Origin of the sequence: Pararcticibacter amylolyticus (genome assembly GCF_003130405.1) — a bacterium.
In the GTDB taxonomy this organism is placed as follows: Bacteria; Bacteroidota; Bacteroidia; order Sphingobacteriales; family Sphingobacteriaceae; genus Arcticibacter; species Arcticibacter amylolyticus.
The window spans coordinates 67,317-85,087 of sequence record NZ_QEAS01000008.1 but is presented as its reverse complement, the minus strand read 5'-3'; the positions used below and the strand labels follow the sequence as shown (position 1 = coordinate 85,087).

Below are 17,771 nucleotides of genomic sequence, written 5' to 3'. Positions count from 1 at the left end.
AGAGTGGTTTACAAATTGACGTTAAGTCCTATGTTATATACTTTTTGGATAGGATAACTGAACCCGTTGCCTCTCAGTTCAGGATCCCACATTTTGAAAGGACTCCATGTTATCAGGTTTAATCCGTTAAAATACAACCTGGCTGATCTTAGTTTAATACGGGAAGCAAACTTTTTAGGAAGAGTATAACCTATTTCCAGAGATTTCAGCCGCAGAAAGCTGCCATCACGCAGCCACCAGCTGCTGCCCTGCCTGTTATTCTCTATTGCCGCACCATCCGGGCCTAGCCTTGGGTATAACGCATACAGGTTCTGATTCTCCTCCGACCAATGATCATCTGCAAATGCTTTTAATAATTGAGTATCGCCTGAACTGAAGTACTGCTCGGGGCTTCTGATAAACGGACTGACTTTCGCAGGCTCGATCATAAAGGAAATCTGTGCCTGCCCCTGAAAAAAGGCAGCAAGATCGAAATTCTTAAACCCACCGCTCAGACCAAAACCATACACCATTTGGGGAACATTCGGGTAGCCCAGATAAGTCTGATCCTTGCCGTCAATTACCCCATCATTATTTAAATCCCTGTATTTGATATCTCCTCCCTGCGGTAAAAAGCCTCCATTGCTGAATCTCTGGGTGGGAGAATTTCTCGCCTCTTCGTCGTCCACAAACAATCTTTCTGCTATATAACCATAGTTGTGATTTACGGGTTGGCCAACATGAAATCTATAGGACTCGCGATAATCGGGCTCTTCGTATTGCGTATATTTATTTTTGGAGTAGGTCACACTGCCTAATGCCTTTATCCACCAGGTATTACCCAGGTTGCGCGTACCGTCAACCGACACTTCAAATCCTTTTGAATTGACTTTGCCTATATTCGCAGATATGGTCGACTCCAGTCCGATTTCCGCCGGAATATCAGCACGATCCTGAAGAATGTCTGATTTATTATTCTGAAACACCTCCGCCACTACTTTGAAATCCCTGAGAAAAGTAAGCTCCAATCCTAAGGTAGCCTGCCTGGAAACTTCCCAGGTGACGTCGTTATTTTCGTAGTTGTTTATTTTTACTCCGTTGCGGGAATAGCCATTATTTACTCCGAAAACAGCAGAATTTCCTCCGTTCAGGTTTACGTCAGAAAGATAGAAGAACCTCCGGTCGCTAATGGCGTCATTACCTACCAAACCGTAACTTCCCCTGATCTTCACCCGTTCGAAAACATTAGATAAATCTCCCCAGAATTTCTCATCTGAAATAATCCAGGACGCTCCAATGGTCGGAAAAAATCCAAAACGATGGTTTTCTGAAAAGCGTTCCGACCCGTTATATCCAAAATTGAATTCCAGGTAATATTTTCTTTTATAGGCATATGTCGCTCTTCCTGCTAATGTAAGATTTCTGAAAGGCAGGGCATTCAAAAGACGGTCAGCATTCCCGTTGGACGTTTGCTGCATAGTACCAATCAGGGCACCACTCACATTGTTATCGCCAAAGTCGCGGTTATAATCTACAGAACCCTGCAAATACAGAAAGCTGTTTTGTGCCTGCCTGTCTCTGTCCAAAATATAATCAAGATATTCCTGCGCCTGACCAGGATCATTGTTAATCCAGTTTAATGTGTAAGCATTTGCTAATTTATCGTATGAACCGACCCGGTAATAAAAAGGCTTATAAGCCATGCTCGATTCAAAACGTGAGTAACGGTTCGTGCTTGCTATTGCGTGAATATTTAACCCCTTCGTCAGAAAATCCAACCCTTGATTTACTTCGAACTGTGCGAGCATTTTAGACTCGGAGAAATTTCTGTGTCCACTTAGTAAAGCAGCATAGGGATTAGTTTGCATTGGATTTTTGGAGCCCTGGCTCAAAGGATCTACTGTATTTCCGAACAAAATATGTTTAACGCCCGTATTGGCTATATCCGGCTCGTAGTATGCCGGGAAATCAACAGGGCTTGTGTGCGTAGCTAAGTTATATAAGTCAGTTGAGAAAGATGCATCATTGGTACGAGGGCCATTATACTCATTGAAATTCCCCGACAGCCTTACCACCAGTTCCGTCGTTTTAGTGAGATTGATATTGACATTTGAACGGAGCTGGTAGTTTTTGAAGTTAACGTTATTGTTATTATTATTTCTTATATCCGTTCTCAAAAGACCATTATCGTTTGAAACGGAACCTGCAACATAATACCGGGCAACGCCGCTGCCGCCACTGATATTCAGATTAGCACGCTCCGTATTTGTTTTGTCTTTAAACAACATCTCCATCCAGTCAACAGCAGGATATACAAAGGGATTACTTCCTGGTGCACCGTCGACTGTAGCTTGTGTATTTCGTATCTGATTTTCGGTATATGGACGGTCTGCAAGTGGATAACGGGCAATGGTCGCCTCATTTTTTAACCTCATAAACGTGATCGGATCTGCAAATTCCAGGTTTCTGACCGATTGAGAAATGGCGCTTTCGAGCCTTACATTAACCTGGGCTTTCCCTATTTTGCCTTCTTTCGTTTTAACTACGATAACACCATTACCTCCCCGCGCACCGTATAAAGCTGTTGCACTGGCATCTTTCAGGACCGAGAAACTTTCTATATCGTCGGGTTGTAACCTCGCAAAATCAGAAGCCGTCACTTCTACATTATCTATTAAGATTAAAGGATCTTTCCGATATCCAAATGTCGTTACGCCGCGAATAAAGAAGTTAGCGTTGTCTACCCCGGGTTGCCCTCCCGGCTGAAAAGCAATAACACCCGCTACTTTCCCCGCCAGGGCAGCAGTCAGATTACTTGCAGGTATTTTAAGATCACCCGGCGAAACCGATGTGACCGAACCAACGATGGCTTCCCTGCTCTGTTTCCTTCCATAAGCCACCACCACCACTTCTTCAAGTTTCCCCGACGACACAAGCAGGATATTTAAAACTTTGTTACTTTCGTTGACAGTCACTCTTTTGTCTCTGAAACCAACATAGCTGATCCTTAAAACAGTTCCAGGTTCTACATCAAGAACAAATTTCCCATTGGCATCTGTACTTGTACCGATACCTTTTTTACCTTCTGCGGCCACGTTTACCCCGATCAATCTTTCACCCAGCGAGTCAGCAACTGTACCCGTTATGGTAATTTTGGGGGGTTGAGCACTAACACCAGCAGCGAGAAGAAAAAAGAAGATAAAATAAACAAAGGAAAGGTTCATTTTCCTCCCTTTGACTTCGTCTCCGTCGCAGAAAAGCGACACTAATTCGCAGACTAACTTCATAAAAGCAGTTTCATAATGGTTAATAATTGGGTTGTGATAGTAAACGAAGCTATACCCATGTGAAGATCGCTTCGTGATTAGTTTTTTTTCAGCTAACAATGATTGGGAACCGCAGAAAAGACATCTTCTGCTTACCTCTGCACATTTTGCTGCAATGGCAGGTATTATTTCTTCATATACTATAAATCTAAGTTTAAAATTCTGTTCTATTCTATACTACAATAATACAAATAAGTTCCTTCATAACAACTTTTTTTATTTCTTTTTCAGGAAGAGCCTGGCTTGGTTCAGTGGTTTTGTCAGGCTGGCAATCGGGAGAGCTGCCCGTCTACTTCGCCAGAACGGCGGGAGAGAATATTACATAAATGAGCACCATTAAGATCAGCAAAATGAAACTGTAGTAATGACGGTTTTTCCAGGGTATTATATCTACTTTATTATCAAGTTTAAGTGTATAAGGGGTCTTCATTGGTGCTGCTGAACCTATGGCTATCATCAATAAAGCAGTTATTACAAAAATAATCGCAAGAACATGGAGAAAATGCAGCTTAACCGGAAAGATGAACTGACTTAATACATAACAGGTAATAAAGAAAATCATTCCCACCTTGGCGGCAATTGCAGGCACCCGGCGGGTGATGAATCCGATAAATATTATCGTGAATATAGGTATGGTGAAAATACTCCCTACCTTTTGAAGGTAGTTATAGAAACCGTTCTGAGAGAAGATGATGAAAGGAGCAAACAACATGGCAAACAGGGATATGCAAATCTGAAACAGCTTCCCGGCTCTGAGCAACCTTCTTTCAGAGACCTCTCCGTTCGTTTTTTTCTGCAGGTATGGTTTATATAAGTTGAGTACAAACAGGGTACTGCTGCTGTTTAATCCGGCATTGTAAGTAGTGATCGCTGCCCCTAACAACACAGAGGCTGTCAGCCCTACAAGAAATGCAGGTAAAACATCTTTTACCAATAATGGGAACACCTCGGCTGTATTGGTTAAAGAAGGATACATATGCACGGCTATTAAACCCGGAATATTGATCAGAAGAGGGCAAAGAAGCTTGGCCAGGCAAGCTAAAGCTATCCCCTTCTGGCTATCCTTCAGGCTTTTACCGGCAATCGCTTGTTGAACTATATACTGTTCCATTCCCCAGTAATATAGATTGACGATTAACATCCCTGTGAAGATAGTTGAGAAAGGCACGGCATCTGTTTCAGAACCGATAGCATTGAGATGGGTCTTTTTCGATGACAACAGGGTTTCTAAACCTAAATGGATGCTTCCATCCCCCAAATACCTCAATCCGTAATAAGGTATGATCAGCGCAAGAATAAACATACAGGTGCTCAATACCGTATCAGATATGGTAATCGCCTTAAACCCTCCGATGATAGAGTACAAACTTCCTATGATCCCCACGATAAAAACAAGAAGCCAGATACTTTCCCAATAGCTGATTCCTAAAAAAGCAGGGACATTGAACATACTGCTGAATGCTATTGCCCCCCCGTACAATACAGCGGGCAGCAGATTAATGATATAGCTAAATAAGAACACGACTGAAACCAGAACCTTCGTACTCTTATCATACCGTTTTTCCAGGAAGTCGGGAGTTGTCATGATCCCTGATTTAAGATAGATCGGAATAAAATATTCAGATACAATTAACATCGCAAATACTGAAGTTGCGCCCCATCCTATTACAGACATGTTATTGATATATACCGACTCATTCTCCCCGATAAATTGGTTCGAACTGATATTACTGAAGAAAAGAGAAGAACCAATAACAAGGTATCCGTTGGTCCGGTTAGCAAAAAAGAAATCTGTGGTAGTAGCTTTGCGGCTCCGCGACGACTTTATAAAGGAGATAAAAGCCACCAGGAACATAAATAGCAGAAAGCTCGAAACTGCCGTTAAGTTCACTACAAAGAGTTTCTTCTGATTAACTCATTTTTCATAACCAGCTTCACCGGTTTCTTGCTCAGTACAAATTCCGCTGCCATTTTACCCATGTTAGCGAAGTCGATCGAAAAGGTTGTGATACCATCAAAAATGATCTCCTTTACATAATCATCATTGTGCGAGAGAATTCCGAGATCTTTTCCAAGGGTCATTCCCTTGTTTTTTGTATCCTTCAGCATCTGCCACAGCTCAAGATTGTGAATGGTAAAATAGACTTTTCCCGGTTCGATACTCCCGGGCTCGTATTTGTTCTTCAGGGTTCCGTTGATATTGAAATCTTTAATGAACTTCTTATAGGATTTAAGTACCTCATCAGGCTCTGCTGAAGAGGGTTTGAATAAAAAAACAAACTCCTTAAATTCCTTTATCCTCGGGGCTAAAGCGGCGAATGCTTCATATGAAGATTCCTCGAATTCCTGCACGATGTAAGAATGTTCATCCTTTAACTGCAGGTAGCGGTCAACCATCAGGAACTTGTTCATCGGAAGCTCTTCGAGCAGATGCACAGATTGGGGCTGCGGAATCGGTGCTATCACATACATTCCGTATTTGCCTTTAACATCCCTTACAATTGTCTCGAAAATCTGGGGATTATTATGATGAAAGAAAATATCGAGGTGAACATTCTCTCCAAGGTTATTCCGGAAACTCTGGTAAAAGGTTTCCTGAAAGGTGTCAAACGCAAACAGCAGCAGGCAAACTTTAAGATGCTGTTCTGTATCCTCTGTGGACACAAAATACCCCCTGCGGTTCTTAGATTCTACAATACCTCTGTTTATCAGCTCCTTGTACGCTTTAACAATCGTCTCCCTTGCATAAGTGAGCTCCCGGATCATCTGATTTACGGAGGGCAGCATATCGCCCCGCGATATAATTTTCTGGTCAATGGCATTTATGATACCCTGCACCAGCTTTTCATGTTTTGAAAAGGAGTTTACATCCTCTAACGCTCTTATCTCATTAAACAGTTCACTGTTCATCAAAATTCTATACTCTTTAATTGAAACCAAATCTGCCGGTACCGCAGATCACTTACTTATGTCATTCGCTTTCACAGCTTAAACTTCAGCAAAACGACATCTCTTGCGGGGACTATCATCTGCTTTCTTTTCCCGATATGATATTGCTTTCCGGAAAATACATCTGTAGTAACAAAAACGCGTTGCGGCAAAATGCCAGCTTTGGCCAGGTCCGGATTGAACACCTTTTCCAAATCTCCGTAATTGAAAACCGCAAGATAACAGAATCCATCTATCTTTTTCCAGAACATCGCGCCTGCTGATTTACCGCTGCCACCCTGCAACGGCCGGAAAGCTTTTCCATCGGCTACCAGCTTAAGCAACTCCCCTTTCTGGAACAGTTCCTTTGCCCGCACTGTCCAATTACCCGTGGTCGAAAAATCATCGCCTGTTATCAAAGTACCTGTAATAACGGAAGACAATGTCCTGGCCTTATTCTCGCCATAGCTTTCGTTTGCCAGAACCACATGGTCGGCATCCAGGTAATTGTACAGGTATGTTTGCCACCATCCATATGTTACGCTGTTAAGCGTATATTCAGTGTCACCGATACTTTTAAAAGCATCGCAGGCAATACGACGAACGTGGACATAACGCCCTGTAGCCATGCTGGGCGAGATAGCGGCATAGACAAGCATCTGATTATCCAGTTGCTTTAATAAGAACTCCATCCCTGCTTTATAGGCCTGCATTCCTGTTTTAATATTCTTGTCGTAGAAGGAATCTGCTTCAATCGCCCCATGTCCCAGGAAATCGATTTTAATCATTTTAAAGCCACAGTCCTTTAACTTTCCAATCACCAATTTTATCCGCTCCTTTGTTCCGGGATGAGTTGGATCTAACGCACGTGCTCCGTCAAAGTCATGATATCCACCGTTTACCTTAGTCCACAAATCGCCATAGGTGTAAGAGCTCCCTTCCACCCGTCTTTCCGCCCCTGATTTAAATCCCCAATCAGTAAAAGGAGCCCAGTAAACTCCAGGTTGTACCCCCCTGCTCAAACAATAAGCGGCAAAGCTTTTAAGCTCAGAATAATCGCCCTCCAAACCTCCTTTGATCATCTTATCCCAATAAGAATCAAGATCAACATAGACATCATTCCCGCTTCTGAAGTTTCTTAAACTATCAGCAAAAAAATCAACTACCCGGGAAGCATTCGAATAATTAATGTTAGCCTGTAATACTCCCCAACTATTCCATCCAACAGGCGTCGCCTTATTCCAATTAAAAACATAAGGCTTTTCAGCTTGCCTGCTGGCTTTTCCATACTCTTCCAGTCCAGAACGCCAGTCGTCAAAATATCCGACTAAAAACTTTGCAGACCTGACCTCATCATTTTCAATAAATCCGTGAAAGCGCTGATCGCGCGTCACATCCTTATCTGTGTACCCGGAAAATGCTTCTAATTCATTTCCGGCACGCAAAGCTTTTGTTCTCACGCCAGACTTCCAGACAGAATGCTCGACGGAGCCTGCCACCAGGGCTCTGTCAGAAACTTCATCATAAACTAAACCGACCTCCGAACTTGTGCATTCCGTCCCTTCGTTTAATTCTTTCGCGTCATACCTGATCCAGGCATCGTTATCAAAAGGAACAAAAAGCGAGCGTTTGCGGGACTCATTCGTTATATCCCTGAAACTGGCAATAAAGGGAGCGAGATAGTTCGATTTCAGGCTCTTTCCATTCAACGTGATCTCTACAAAAAAATGGTCTCTGGCAGGATAAGTATAGATGGTATGCTTTAGAGTTGGAAGTCCGGCAGAGCGGTATTCCACTATGTACTTAATCCCTTTTCCAAATGAGTCGTTCAGCGTCTTTTTAGAATAGCTATGTGTTTGATAGCTTTGAGCGGTTAATAACTGGCCGTTGCTTTTTGCCCGCGCATAAGCGTCGTAAAATATCACCTTTCCGTTTACATAAACATCGAATTTCCCCTTATTAAGATCGTATTTGATCATGCCGTTCCTGCCGTAAGAGATTTCTATCGGATTTGTTGCAGCGTAACAATCACCCCCCAATTCAAAGGAAAGAATAAAAAATATGAAAAGAACCCTATGGCAGAGTTTATAAATGGTCATATTGTTCTATACTATTCTACAAGTATACAATAATACTCCGCTTCAAAAGAAAAAACTTTATATATAAAGAGTACCAGCTAATTTACTCATTCCTTAAACTATCTACCGGCCGGGCTCTTGCAGCTCTTATTGCCTGCGAACTCACGGTAAGTGAAGCGATCGTTATTGCCGTAGCCGCTGCTGCACAGAACACCCACAACTGAACAGGAACACGGTAGGCAAATCCTTCAAGCCATTTATTCGTGACATACCAGGCGACCGGTGATCCCAAAGCAATCGCTATCAGGACGAGCTTCATAAAGTCCTTCGACAGCATTTGTACCACTTCGATGGTTGTAGCTCCCATTACTTTTCTGATACCTATCTCCTTGGTCCGTTGAAAAGCGGTGAGAGCAGCTAATCCAAACAAACCAAGGCAACTAATCACCACAGATATAATACAGGCAAGATTTATAAGCAATGAAATATTTCTTTCCTGCTTATAGATACTTTCCAGGTGCTGATCGTAGAACTTGTAATCAAAATAATGAGAGGGATAAAATTGCGACCACTTTTTCCGGATCGACTCAATGGTTGTTTGCCAGTTGCCTGTTTCTTCTGTGCTGAGTTTGATATTAAATGTTGCCAGATCCTGTTTTTCCATCAAAATAGAAACAGGAACGATGTTGTTATAGAAAGACTGGGAGTGGAAGTCTTTCACCACACCTGCAATCGTCAGCTTCTTTCCGCCATCGTCCAGCATTTTCCCAACAGCATCTTCCGCCGATTTAAATCCAAAATGCTTTACCGCAGTCTCGTTGATGAGCATTTCTTTCGCCGTATCAGCAGGAATCAGGTTTCTGCCCGCAATCAGCTGTATCTTGTATAGGTTAAGATAGCTGGTATCGGCCACCTTTCTGTACAATTGCCCCTCAGCTTTCTTTCCCCGGCTATCCGTGTAAGAGAACAGAGAACTCGAGTATCCGTCTGTCAGCGGCGGATCTCCCAGGGATACATCCGTAATGCCTTGCACGTTTCTCAACTCATTAATCAGGGAAAATTGCTTGCTCTTATACTGTTCCTTCCAGCGTAATTTCCACGGAACTTCAACCAGTAATACGGCCTCCCTGTTAAACCCGGGGTCTTTCTTCATCAGGTAACGGATTTGCGAGGCAGCGATAAAGGTGCAGACTATAAAGATCTGGGCCACGCAAAACTGGAAGATTATAAGGCCCTTCCGCAGCCCAAGACTGCTGCTGCGGGGAAGTAGCATATGGTTGCGGATGATCCTCAATGGATTAACCCTGGTGATGAGGTATGCAGGATAGCTTCCGGCAATCAGCGGAACTAGAATTAAGACAGCTGCGATAAACAGGGAAATGCTTCCGGGATCCAGGTATTGTTCCGCTCCCTCCGGGATAATGTTCTTCAGGGCGAAAAAAATCAGTTTCGAAAACAGGAACGATAAACAGAGAGCAAGCAGCGTAATTAAGAAAGTCTCTGTTAACACATGCCCAATCAGACGGAGCCTTCCGCTTCCCAGCGTCTTTCTAACCCCGAACTCCCTTGTTCGCTGCCATATCTGAGCAGTGCTCAGATTAATGTAATTGATAGAAGCCAGCAGCAACAGGAAAACACCTATTAGTATCAATCCGTACATTACCTCCCTGCTGGCTTTGTGTACTCCTTCACTGATATCAGGAGTAAAATGCAGGTCATCAAAAGCGATAAGCCTGTTGCTTACTTTTGTAGTTCTCCAGAAGGGCTCGTCTTTAAAAACATTCCACTTGTTCTTCAATATCCGGTTGATCCGGTCGGAAACTATTCCGCGATCTGTATGCGGATTTAATTGGATGTAGAGTTTGTTATCCCCATTGGTCGTAGCCCATTCCGTAGCAGAATAGGTTTTAAGCGGTATTGCAAAAAACTCCTTGCCCGTAAAAGAAGTAGGCCCCTCCAGATCTTTTACCACTCCGGAGACCTCCTTCTTTAATGTATCATTGTATAGGATGGTCTTTCCTATCAGGCTGAGAAGGTCAACACCGGGAAAATATTCCTTCGCACGGCTCTGAGTGAGCACTACGGCATCAGGTTTCGAAAGAGCTGCCCGGCTGTTCCCTGCAATCCAGTGATAAGGCACCATCGAAAAATACGTATTGTCAGTGCTCACAATATCTTCCGGTTCTTCAATTTTTTTTGTCTGATCTCCACCGGACACCTCAGCAGTGTTCAGATGTTGTACGAAAACAGGAACAACCCTCTTAATCCCTGCCACCTGTGCTCTTATAGCTTCAGGTAGAGGCTTTGTAACACCGCCGTTCAGCGACTCTCTGCCCTCATAGACAAAATCCGAAACAACACGATAGATGTTCTCCCGGTCGGGAAGCTTCCTGTCAAAACTGAATTCATAATAAACTACCCCCGATATGACGATACACGCACTCAGTCCTATACTTAAGCCAAGGATATTGAGCGCTGTAAACATTTTATTCCGGTAAAGGTACCTCAGGCTGCTTTTGAAGTAATTCAACACCATAGTATATTCTGTTTGGATCGCGGGTAAAATGAATGATTTTGCATAGAGAGCTTACCAAGCCTATGCCATTTTAAAAAGACCCTAATAATTAACTGATTATCCTATAAACACCAGAATAATTGCCCGAAAGTGAACAGTCGGTGTATTACAAACAAACAACACTCAATAAGTTTGAATCTGAAATGTGAGACCGGGCAATCTCATGCAGAAAGACGGGCGTCAAAGACCTTTTCAAACTTGCACGTCAGAATCTTACAGGTTCTCAGCCCATTAAAAAGGTTGGAATTATTTTGTCCGGAAATTACCGGTAAAGCTGAGGATACCGGCTGAAGAAAATTGCTTGCAGGATAAGATAAGACGAAGCCTTTTTCTCCGTTGGCCGGAGTTTTGGTGAAGCTATTCCTTTCCGCGCATCCCGGTTACAAGATACGCGGAAAGAATACCTCTTACTTTACGCGTCAATCGAGATCTCCCCGATTGCCTTTTCAAGCGCATGCTCTTTAAGACCCGGAATATTGGCACCTTCAGCGCGGTAAACCGTTATATCAGTCATACCCAGAAAACCCAATACCGCTTTCAGGTAGGGAACTACAAAGTCGTAAGGCTGGTACGGACCTTCAGAATACACCCCGCCCGAAGACATTGCGATATAGACCTTTTTTCCCTTCACCAGTCCTTCCGGCCCCTGTTCGCTATAGCGGAAGGTGACACCCGCGCGGGCGATGTGGTCGATCCACGCTTTGAGTGCAGAATGGATGCTGAAGTTATATAACGGGGCGCCGACAACGATGAAGTCGGCTTCCATCAGCTGACCGATAGCCCGTTCCGAGTAGCGGATCGCTTCCTGGTCGGCCGGTGTCAGGTTTTCACGCGGCGTAAAGAACGATTGAAGATGAGGTGCATCCAGGTGCGGAAAATTTTCCTCTATCAGGTTCACCTCGTTAACCGTGCTATCGGGGTAAGTTTGCTGCAACTGCGCTACAATAGCTTTACCCAATTGAATGCTGAGAGAAGATTCCTGCCTCGGGCTGGAAATTAAATGAAGGATCGTTTTCATATTATGCTAAAGATTTTAAATTTCTGTTTACTTTCTTAACGAAGTCCAGGCAAAACTACCGGTTGTTACTATACGAAGGATAGGACTTTCCCAAAGGATAGTGGTATCCTTGAGGATAGTGTATACCTTTACAGGTATGAAAGAGATACAAGAGATGGAAGTGCCGGTTATAACCAGGGAGGAATGCAACGCCCATGTCGGCCATATCCGCGATGCACTGTACGTGCTGAATGGTAAATGGAAGCTGCCCCTCATTTTTACACTAAGCGAAGCACCGAAGCGTTTCGGCGAGTTGCAGCGGGTGCTCGAAGGAATTACTCCTAAAATTCTCACAAAAGAGCTGAAAGAATTAGAGCTGAACGGATTTGTGGTACGCAAGGTATATCCTACCACTCCGGTCACCGTTATCTACGAAGCAACTTCATACAGCTCCACCTTACAGAACGTTCTTCACGAACTGAGGGAATGGGGTGCCCGGCACCGCGAGAAGATCAGGGAAGACATGCGCAAAGCCGATTAACGAAAGCACTGCAGGCATTCGAAGCAGCGCAATTATTCCGCTGTACAAAAGATAGGTAAAAATGCTGCGTTCACTGTTCTGAAGCTTATTTACCGGTGATCATTTTACGGTGCTTCTTTCCCCAGTCTGCAAGATTGTTAATGATGCCCTTCAGGGTTAAACCATATTCGGTCAGGTTATAATGAACCGTTACAGGCTGAGTATCTAATACTGTTCGCACGATCAGTTTGTTAACCTCCAGCTCTTTTAGTTCCTTGCTCAGCATTTTGTTGGAGATGCCATTCACATCATTCAAAATATCGGAGAACCTTCTTTTATTATAATAGCAGATCGATGAAATAATGGAGATCTTCCATTTTCCATTCAGCACATCCATCGCATCGTGGACAGCCATGATCTCCTTTTTGTGGCATACGTCGTCAGTCATAAGTTACCTCGTTACTCAAAAGTTACTGTTACTTTTAGTTACAAAGTTACGAAAATTAATTTATCTGTATTAGGTTTGCATGGTATATAACAAACAATCAAACAATGAATTTTACAGAAAAGAATGTAGTGATAACAGGCGGAACAACAGGCATCGGACTGGCAACCGCAAAAGCATTTATCAACGCCGGCGCAAATGTGTGGATCACAGGGCGGAAGGACGAAAATCTTCAAAAAGCAGCCGCAATGATCAACAGTCCAAGATTGAGAACAATCCTCTCGGATACTTCCAAACTGGCAGATATCGAAATCATTAAGCAAGCAATAGAAGAAACCGGGAGCAAATTAGATGTCCTCTTTCTGAATGCTGGAATAGCGGTATTTACCCCTATTACTCAAACTACGGAAGCAGATTTCGACGCACAGTTCAACACGAATGTTAAGGGGCATTACTTTACCCTGCAAAAACTGATCCCGCATCTGGCAGACGGTGCAGCAGTACTGTTTACCTCATCAACAGTGGCAACGGCGTCTAATGCAGGTGCCAGTGTATATTCTGCTACTAAAGGGGCGCTAAATAAAATCGCCCAGATCGCCGCAAATGAATTGGCGGAAAGAAAGATCCGCGTAAATATCGTGAGTCCGGGCCCCGTACAGACCCCTGGATTAGAGTCCGTCATACCAGCTGAGGGGAAACCTCTTTTAGCTGCGGCCACAGCCCTCCAAAGGTTAGGCGATCCCGATGAAATAGCGCAAACCGTATTATTCCTGGCCTCTGACGCTGCAAGCTTTATCACCGGAACGGAGATAGTAGCAGACGGAGGTTATCTCAATTACGGCTTGAAGTAAACCCGCTTCCGCCCAAATTAATAAAACCTTATCAAGATGAAGGATAAGGGGTGCCAGTACAGCCCTCGTGCGGACACCTTCAGCCGAAAAGGTGCACTTTTGTACCTTTTTGCCGAAGGTGTCTGCACGAGGGGGCGACCGAGTCCCGAACAAGCTCACCAGCGGTCCCGACTAGTTCCGCACGAGGGCCTCACCACTGCCTCTTAAGATTTCTTTTTTCATGAGATTCCATGATTGTCAGTTTTCAGCAAAGTTATCCGTAGATTTAGGGACAAAACACCCCAGTATACAGACTTAATAGTCCATAAATGAGTCAGAAGGATCAAATACAAGCGATGCTCGACCTGATTGAAAAGATTGGTTTGCCCGTTCAGGACCAGGCATCCGGACTGGCCAGGCTGAAGATGCATGAACTCAGGGTGGTCGACCTGATGCCGGATATGCTGGTGATGGTCCGCTCGCTGCTGGTCCTGGAGGATGTTGCATTTCGACGGCCTCCGACCAGCGCTATGGAGAATAGTTTATTAATCTCCTTTCAGAATGTTCACCGAAATCAACACGATCAGCCAGAAAGTCTAAGCCCGCCGGAAGACCAGGAAGGACCTCACGTGCGGATCTCACCCTGGCATCTCGAAAGCGTAATCAGCTTTTCAAGGCAAAAGCAGATCAGTCAAATCTCAATTCTGATAGACAGAAATTACCTGAAGCAGTTTCTGGGTAAAGACCAGCAACGCTTCGGCTATCTTTTCGACGCGGAACGTACTTTTTGGATCGAAGAATTTATGTCGCCTGAGATCGCAGTCCTTGTTGACGAAGTAATGCATCGCGCACGGGAGCCCATACTCACAGATGCATTTTACCGGCTGAAATGTTTAACAATGCTTTATCACCTCTTCAGCAATCTCTCCCGCAGAGACCCCATCGGGCATCAGCAGCTGAGTGCGAATGAAATAGAAGCGGTGTATCGGGTCAGGAATGTAATGACTGCCTCACTTGATAAACCCCTGCCGGTTGATGAGTTAACCCGGTTGAGCGGTATGAACGAGCTGAAACTACGCAAGCTTTTCACGCAGGTGTTCGGCAAAGGGCTCTATGATTACCATCAGCATCTCCGGATGGCAGAGGCTGCAAGACTACTTAAGGAGGATAGGCTGACTGTATCAGAAGCTGGTTACCGGCTTGGCTTCAGCAACTTAAGCTACTTTGGGAGACTTTTCGAAGAACACCTGGGCATTAAACCCAAAAAGTGGCGGGATCAATATAAAAAGTGACATTTCTGAATCATATCAGTGACGTGCACACCGTAAAAAAAATCGCCCCGGTTGCTTAACCTGGAGTGAGGTGGGGCGATTTATTTATATGAATAGATCAGGTGCCTTGCGAACTAAAATCACCTAAGTACAGCATTATCGCAGCTATCTCAAAAGCTCTAATATTCCTTCTTTTTCTATAATCATCATGCCATGCCTGTCGCCGGAAATACCTGGCTGAAGCTGATATGTATAGGCAGGAATATTATTCTGCATAAGGGTAGGCAGATAAAGCATCTGGATGTTATTCCGTTCCTGAAGCACTTCACCAGCTTCAATGATATGGGTTGAAATAATGAACAGGCATTCTTCGTATTCACTGAAAGCAGTAGTAACGGCCAGTGTCGCATCATAGGCATCCTTCACATTGGTGCCTTTAAACAATTCATCAAAAATAACCACAAGACTTTTGCCGCTGCTCACCTCTTCGGCTACTTTTTTAACACGCAGTACTTCAGCATAAAAGTGACTGTACCCCAAATTCAGGTTGTCGGGTACGTTTATTGACGTGTATATACCGTCTTTCACCGAGAATGCCATATTGTCTGCCGCTACCGGAAAACCCATGTGCGCCAGGTAAACGTTTATAGCCAATGCTTTCATGAATGTGGATTTGCCCGCCATGTTGGCACCGGTAAGAAAAATCATATTATTGCCGTGATTAAAGAATACCGGGTTTCCTACCGCCCGCTTAATTCCCGGATGCCTGAGCGCTGCAGCCTTCAATATGCCGGCTTCTTTAGGGAATGCATTTGCATAACAGAATCCTTTTTCGCGGGCCAGGTTAGCCACAGAAATGTATAAATCGAGCTTATAAAAAGTCTGGATGACCAGCAACAGGTCTGCCTGCATTTTACGCTTCAGCAAATGTTCATATTTAGCCATTTTCATTAATGACAGCCCGCTGTTTTGCCATGTTTCAAGCTCCCCCAGATCTGGATTGTTAAGGATCTTTTTTGCGGCAAGCAATTCATCGTAAAACGGATGGTCATTATCATTCGAAAGCTCATTGATAAATATTTTACTGTCATTTATCAACTTTATGGTTTGCTGTAAACTGATCCGGGTGTTTTGATACTTTTCATCTCTCACCACAGCGCCAAGCAGCTTTTTCCTTCCGAGTGCAAGCAGCACCGTGAGGTAATACTTACCGCCACTATCGCTCAGGTAGTCGTCGATGGCGCTGAACTGTTCGTTGCTGAAGGGAAAAGGCAATTGCCTGCTTTGGAAATACCGGAATATGGCACTGCGCCTGTTGATCGCTTCAGGGTCGGTAAGCGGCATGCGGAACATTTCCATCAGTAGTTTTTCAGCACCCGCAGTTTTTACGGTATTGAACAGGCTGAAGATAGAATGCTGCTTGTACTTGCCAAGAAGATTCAAGTCTTCCAGGGTTTGTTGATCGGCTATAAAACTCATTTGGTGATACCCTTTCCTCTCTTTAATATGTCCAGAATTCCTTCATTATGAATAATGATCATCCCATGGCGGTCTGAAGTGATGCCGGTTTCCAGAGTATATGTATATTCAGGCGTGGAACCTTTCATCCTGGTGGGCAGGTAGCTGAAGCTGATATTGGCGCAGCGCTCCTTCAGCACCGGGCCTGCTTCAATGATATGGGTTGAGATTACAAATATGCTGTTACGCTTTTGGGCGAACGCTGAGGTGATGGCTATGGTGGCTTCATAAGCATCCTTCACATTGGTCCCCCTGAAAAGCTCATCAAAAATCACGAAGATGTTCTTTCCTGCGCTCAGTTCTTTCGCTACTTTTTTTATCCGCAGCACCTCTGCATAAAAATGGCTCGCGCCAATGCCCAGGTTATCCGGAAGGTTGATGGTGGTATAAATGCCGTCTAATACAGAAAATTCCATTTTCTTTGCCGCTACCGGAAATCCCATGTGAGCCAGGTACATGGCAATTCCGAGCGATTTCATGAAAGTAGATTTGCCGGCCATATTAGCACCCGTTAAAAACACCACATTACTTTCAGAGTTGATAATGAGGGTATTGGGGACTGCATTCTTGATCTGCATATGATAAAAGCCTTCAATCACCAGACTTTGGCTGCCTTTATCCAGGGCATCGGGAAATACATAGTTCCGCTCTGCCGCAACCCGGGCCACGGTTATATATACGTCCAACTGATACACATACCTGAGAATCCGCTGTACAGTTTCCCTGTGCCGAAAACGAAGCAGCGTATCGTAAATAGCCAGTTTTTCTTTTGACAATTTATTCTTCCGGTTTTCCTCCAGCAAGCGGCTTACGGGTTCGGCGGTAAAATGGCTGACTATCTCTAGAGTTTCCGGATCCTCATTTAAGGGGCTTCCGGTTACCAGCAGCGTATTTTTCAGAAAGTCGTCCAGTTGCTTTATAATCTCAACCAGCGCTGTTATTCCGTTCACTATCTGTTTGTAATCTGCGTCAGCGGCAACCAGGTTAGTCAGTTTTTTTTCGAGGGAATGCTTTTCTGTGGAAAGCTTCGTTCTTTCGTCAATATTGGCCAGGTATGGTTCTGCCTGATCAAAAAGTTCGGAGCTGAATGGAAATGCAGCCCGTGTGACTTTCAGATAGCGGATGATACCACTTCGTTTATTGATGGCCCCGGCGTCGGAAAGAGGATAGTTAAACATCTCTTCAAGCATCCTGGCGGCATTCAATGTGGAAGTCTTGTTAAACAGGGAAAGGATTGACTCCGTTCCCTGTTTGCCATAGATGTTCAGATCTTCCTGTGTTTGCTTGTCTGTAGTAAATAGCAT

The 17,771-nt window shown here is 44.2% G+C and carries 12 protein-coding genes; 3 read left to right on the top strand and 9 right to left on the bottom strand.

The window, feature by feature from the left end:
- Nucleotides 1-8: 8 nt before the first annotated feature.
- From DDR33_RS10940 to DDR33_RS10915, 6 genes are all read right to left on the bottom strand, one after another.
- Nucleotides 9-3,266, bottom strand: coding sequence for a SusC/RagA family TonB-linked outer membrane protein (locus DDR33_RS10940; protein WP_238387759.1), 3,258 nt, complete (start codon nucleotides 3,264-3,266; stop codon nucleotides 9-11).
- A 328-nt stretch (nucleotides 3,267-3,594) separates the two neighbouring features.
- The gene (locus tag DDR33_RS10935) at nucleotides 3,595-5,196 is read right to left on the bottom strand and encodes a solute:sodium symporter family transporter (protein WP_109415833.1); all 1,602 of its coding nucleotides are present in this window, start codon (nucleotides 5,194-5,196) and stop codon (nucleotides 3,595-3,597) included.
- Complete coding sequence (locus DDR33_RS10930) at nucleotides 5,196-6,215, bottom strand: GntR family transcriptional regulator (RefSeq protein ID WP_109415832.1); 1,020 nt, start codon at nucleotides 6,213-6,215, stop codon at nucleotides 5,196-5,198. The genes DDR33_RS10935 and DDR33_RS10930 overlap by 1 nt, the downstream gene beginning before the upstream one ends.
- Nucleotides 6,216-6,286: 71 nt before the next feature.
- The gene (locus DDR33_RS10925; RefSeq protein ID WP_109415831.1) at nucleotides 6,287-8,332 is read right to left on the bottom strand and encodes an alpha-amylase family protein; all 2,046 of its coding nucleotides are present in this window, start codon (nucleotides 8,330-8,332) and stop codon (nucleotides 6,287-6,289) included.
- A gap of 82 nt (nucleotides 8,333-8,414) precedes the next feature.
- Nucleotides 8,415-10,796: an ABC transporter permease gene (locus DDR33_RS10920; RefSeq protein ID WP_158280708.1), complete on the bottom strand. Its 2,382-nt coding sequence runs from the start codon at nucleotides 10,794-10,796 to the stop codon at nucleotides 8,415-8,417.
- 502 nt (nucleotides 10,797-11,298) lie between these two features.
- Nucleotides 11,299-11,904 carry an FMN-dependent NADH-azoreductase gene (locus DDR33_RS10915; protein WP_109415829.1) on the bottom strand — a complete coding sequence of 202 codons (606 nt, stop codon included), beginning with the start codon at nucleotides 11,902-11,904 and terminating at the stop codon, nucleotides 11,299-11,301.
- Between the two features lie 136 nt (nucleotides 11,905-12,040).
- Here DDR33_RS10915 and DDR33_RS10910 point away from each other — a divergent pair, with 136 nt between their 5' ends.
- Nucleotides 12,041-12,424, top strand: a complete 384-nt coding sequence (locus DDR33_RS10910) for a winged helix-turn-helix transcriptional regulator (RefSeq protein ID WP_109415828.1) — start codon at nucleotides 12,041-12,043, stop codon at nucleotides 12,422-12,424.
- A gap of 85 nt (nucleotides 12,425-12,509) precedes the next feature.
- On the opposite strand, the gene DDR33_RS10905 is transcribed toward DDR33_RS10910, so the two are convergent.
- Nucleotides 12,510-12,851, bottom strand: coding sequence for a winged helix-turn-helix transcriptional regulator (locus DDR33_RS10905; RefSeq protein WP_109415827.1), 342 nt, complete (start codon nucleotides 12,849-12,851; stop codon nucleotides 12,510-12,512).
- A 104-nt stretch (nucleotides 12,852-12,955) separates the two neighbouring features.
- Here DDR33_RS10905 and DDR33_RS10900 point away from each other — a divergent pair, with 104 nt between their 5' ends.
- On the top strand, nucleotides 12,956-13,699 hold the full coding sequence (locus DDR33_RS10900; RefSeq protein ID WP_109415826.1) for an SDR family oxidoreductase: 744 nt from the start codon (nucleotides 12,956-12,958) through the stop codon (nucleotides 13,697-13,699).
- 308 nt (nucleotides 13,700-14,007) lie between these two features.
- Nucleotides 14,008-14,970 (top strand): helix-turn-helix domain-containing protein, encoded by a 963-nt coding sequence (locus DDR33_RS10895; protein ID WP_109415825.1) that lies wholly within the window; start codon nucleotides 14,008-14,010, stop codon nucleotides 14,968-14,970.
- 144 nt (nucleotides 14,971-15,114) lie between these two features.
- Here DDR33_RS10895 and DDR33_RS10890 read toward each other — a convergent pair whose 3' ends face one another.
- On the bottom strand, nucleotides 15,115-16,428 hold the full coding sequence (locus DDR33_RS10890; RefSeq protein WP_109415824.1) for a MutS-related protein: 1,314 nt from the start codon (nucleotides 16,426-16,428) through the stop codon (nucleotides 15,115-15,117).
- The gene (locus DDR33_RS10885; RefSeq protein WP_109415823.1) at nucleotides 16,425-17,771 is read right to left on the bottom strand and encodes a MutS-related protein; all 1,347 of its coding nucleotides are present in this window, start codon (nucleotides 17,769-17,771) and stop codon (nucleotides 16,425-16,427) included. Before DDR33_RS10885 ends, DDR33_RS10890 begins: the two co-directional genes overlap by 4 nt.